Consider the following 3,531-nt stretch of genomic DNA (forward strand, 5'->3'; position numbering starts at 1 on the left):
CGCTTTAAACTGGGGGTGATGTTCCACTACGGAAAGCTGAATATGGCGTTCTGAGCCTTCCCACCATGATCGGGGAAGACCCATGCATATACAGTATAAAGAATCAGTTTTATTCTTCAACACACTGTTTATTATGTTGTAACTACTCCCTACCTTCAGGTTCATGGTTCATTTTGTTAACGGTCTGTTGCTTCACAGCTTTGCTGATAGTCGCCCGGCTACAACCCAGCACTTTTTGAATCTGGCTCCAGGAGCTGCCGCTCGCAATCAGCCTGTTTATGGCGTCATAGCGAGACTGATTAACCTGGCGGCCTTTATACTTCCCTTCCCTTTTCGCCCTGGCGATCCCCTGCTGCTGCCGTTCCCGGCGCTGTTCATAGTCTCGCCTGGCGACGGCGGCCAGCATATCCAGCAACATATCGTTTATGGCCGAAAACATTCGGCTGTCAAAATCATTGTGACCCGATGCGAGCCAGGTTGTCGGAACGTTGACGGCCACAACCCGGATATCTTTCTGCCGGATCATTTTCTTCAGTGTGTTCCAGTCCTCCCCTACCAGGCGTGAAAGCCTGTCCACATCCTCTACCAGCAAGATATCGTTTTGCTGACAATCTTTCAGGAGCCGGAACAACTCAGGGCGTTCAAGCTTAGAACCTGATTCATTTTCAATGTAGTAGTTACAGATGCTCAGGCCGCGCTCGATGGCGAAGGTATTTATCGTGTCCAGGGCGCGTGTTGCATCCTGTTCAGTCGTGGATGCGCGTAAGTAAGCTCTGACAAAGCCTTTCGGTACTGTTTGAGTCATTATAGGGAACCAGTTCATTTTGAGTTAACCAGACACACCCATACAGTACCCATTTCAGTTGGTTCAGGGAAGGCACACTCAAAAAGAACCAGCAAACAGACCCCAGCCCTATAGTGACAACGTCACACTAAAAATTTACAACATAAAGATGATGTAAAGACACACCAAGATTTACACCATAAAGCGCACATAAAGACACAGCAACATTTACCATGTAAAGACACCATAAAGATAAATATATCTTTATTTGTGCTTTACATGGTAAAGCCATTGCATTATAAAGACACTGTAAAGACAAAAGTATCTTTACGAAAAACACACCATGTAAAGACATTCATATCTTTACATGAGCTTTACAACATAAAGAGAGGGATTCTGAAATGGGTAAAATCTTGCTTGTCGTATCAGATAAAGGTGGGGTAGGCAAAAGCACCTACGTGGCTAACACAGGCTCAATGCTGGTCAACAAAGGTAAGTCGGTAATTATCCTGAAGACAGATAAAAACCACGATCTGTTGAGCTGGAACGAAAAGCGGACAGATAACGGCTTACTCACTATCCCGGTTCACGCAGCTTACGGAAACGTCAGCAACGAAATTAAGCGCCTTAGTAAGCTGTGTGAAGTTCTCATTGTCGATTGCCCCGGCCACGACAGCCAGGAGTTCCGTAGCGCCCTGACAGTATCAGATATCGTGGTGACACTGGTTAAGCCGTCCTCTGATTTCGAAAGCGAAACACTGACCAGTGTTACAGAGAAAATCCGCACCGCTCAGAAAGCTAACGCAGCTCTGGAACCGTGGGTGCTGTTCACCAGAATCAACTCAGCGAAACCCCGCCACAGAAAAGCGGCCATTGATCTGGATAAATTACTGCGTTCGGACAACATCTGGATTCAACCTCTGAAAACCCGGATATCCGAGCTGGATGTGTATGAAAGCGCCTGTAATGAAGGGGCAGGGGTACATGACGTTAGCCGGGCATCGAGCCTTTCAACAGCGAAAGCACAGATTGAACTTGTGGCACAGGAAATTGGCATTTTATAGAAATATCAACAATATTCATCGAAATCTTTACATTGTAAATACACCATAAAGATACTATGATATTTACAATTAATGCATACCGTACAAGGGGAAATTTTCATGGCTTTAAAACTAAACCGCCCGAACATCGATGAATCTCAGCAACCAGCAACAAACGCAGAAACCGCGCGTTTTATCTCCGGCGCTACCAGAGCGCCTGTAGCGGGTAAACCAAAGTTGATGAACTTCAGACTGCCAGCGTACTTTGAGGAGATCCTGGAAGCGGAGGCGCAGAGAACAGGCCAGAGCAAGACAACCGTTCTAAAGGCAGCGCTGGCCGCATTCGATAACCTGGACGAGAACCTGAAAAACCACTGGCTGCTTGAATCTGCAAAATTAGGGTAGCGTTATGGCTAAGAAAAAGAGATATGTTGTGATGGTTAGAGATAAACCAAATACAGCGGCAATCAGCGATTATTAGCCTGGTTAGTATGGTTCGCTAACAGGCATAATAAGGCCGTTGCCTATGACTGCGGAGAATGGATTGTCGAACCATCACATTGGTTAAGAATTGGAAATCCAAAATAGAAAGAAACCTAAGGAAAGAAAAATGTTCATATTCAGATATATTAAAACTCTTATTAATATCTACTTGTTATACATCCAACCGATATTGGGGATGTTCCTTATAGGTATAGGCTTATGGGGGTTCTATGCACCTGATGAGGGAACTTGTACTAATCTCAATATTGAGTTATGCGCTGTATCAGCTATTGATGTTCTGAAGCCTGCTATTTTTGTATTTTTAGGCATTATTACCGTTGCCGGATGGTACTTTACCGAACTTCAGCCGAAGCTAAGGGGGGAGGGCAAGTATATGAAGGTAAAAACAGGTGTAAAACCGGAAGATTTCGTTAAGTAAAAACCGAGCCTAAAGACGTTAACCGTGGGGGATTTATGAATAAATCATGGCTTGAACAACAGGTGCAAAATGAAAAATTAAAAAAAGTACAGGAAGAGAAAAAAGATGGCACTATCCAAAAAGGATTGTACAGGGTTCGTATAAAAGACAAATACAGGTGGGATTTGTGGGAAAATGATTTCAGAGTTGTTATTGCTTATTCGAAAGATGATGCAGAGCTAAAATTTACAGAAATGACAGGTTTTAATGAGCATTACTATATAGAAAGCATTGAAAAAATAGTGCTTTCAGATATAGAAAAAATCTTACTGGAAAACTGAAAAGATAGTTATCCAGAGGTTTAGTTAAATAATGGCGTCAGTTTTTCAACCAGTAGCAGATCGCTTAAACCGTCTAAAGAAACAACTTCTATACCAGAATCAACAAGTGAATCAACTCCACATACTTCACCGAAGCCGATAACCATAATCGGCTTTCGGTCTATCAAATCAAAAATCACCAAAGGCAATATTACACTGTTAATCGCTTCAAACTCCTGAAAAAACATTTCAGAGCCGTATTCGCTGGCAGGAAAAAGAATCTCACTTAATCTCAAACCATAAAAAATATGGTAGTGTTCTTTAAGGTTATCCTTTAAAATATTAACAGCCTTAGAATATTTTTCGTTAATAAACTCTTTAACCTGATATTTCATAACTCTCTCCAACAAGAACCGACTGTAGGTCACCGGGCAAACGTTGCGGAATGGCGTCAGAGACGTCATTTTGCGGCGTTTGCCCTAT

Annotated in this window: 6 protein-coding genes; 4 read left to right on the top strand and 2 right to left on the bottom strand. The window is 42.9% G+C overall.

Features of this window, described 5'->3' with window-relative positions; all coding sequences use genetic code 11:
- Positions 1-142 precede the first annotated feature (142 nt).
- Positions 143-805, bottom strand: coding sequence for a recombinase family protein (locus FTE26_RS05945; RefSeq protein ID WP_001549893.1), 663 nt, complete (start codon positions 803-805; stop codon positions 143-145).
- Positions 806-1,185: 380 nt separating this feature from the next.
- Here FTE26_RS05945 and FTE26_RS05950 point away from each other — a divergent pair, with 380 nt between their 5' ends.
- From FTE26_RS05950 to FTE26_RS05965, 4 genes are all read left to right on the top strand, one after another.
- Positions 1,186-1,848: a nucleotide-binding protein gene (locus FTE26_RS05950; protein WP_000516402.1), complete on the top strand. Its 663-nt coding sequence runs from the start codon at positions 1,186-1,188 to the stop codon at positions 1,846-1,848.
- Between the two features lie 99 nt (positions 1,849-1,947).
- Positions 1,948-2,232, top strand: coding sequence for a hypothetical protein (locus tag FTE26_RS05955; RefSeq protein WP_001185481.1), 285 nt, complete (start codon positions 1,948-1,950; stop codon positions 2,230-2,232).
- 205 nt (positions 2,233-2,437) lie between these two features.
- Positions 2,438-2,749 carry a hypothetical protein gene (locus FTE26_RS05960; RefSeq protein ID WP_000469598.1) on the top strand — a complete coding sequence of 104 codons (312 nt, stop codon included), beginning with the start codon at positions 2,438-2,440 and terminating at the stop codon, positions 2,747-2,749.
- Between the two features lie 35 nt (positions 2,750-2,784).
- Complete coding sequence (locus FTE26_RS05965; protein ID WP_001043731.1) at positions 2,785-3,069, top strand: hypothetical protein; 285 nt, start codon at positions 2,785-2,787, stop codon at positions 3,067-3,069.
- A 20-nt stretch (positions 3,070-3,089) separates the two neighbouring features.
- Here the strand turns inward: FTE26_RS05965 and ddp1 are convergent, their stop codons facing one another.
- A complete protein-coding gene (gene ddp1, locus FTE26_RS05970) occupies positions 3,090-3,443 on the bottom strand; it encodes a DNA distortion polypeptide 3 (RefSeq protein WP_000877224.1) in 354 nt (117 codons plus the stop codon).
- Positions 3,444-3,531 lie beyond the last annotated feature (88 nt).

It is taken from the genome of Escherichia sp. S10b (genome assembly GCF_028421345.1).
Taxonomy (GTDB): Bacteria; Pseudomonadota; Gammaproteobacteria; order Enterobacterales; family Enterobacteriaceae; genus ECMA0423.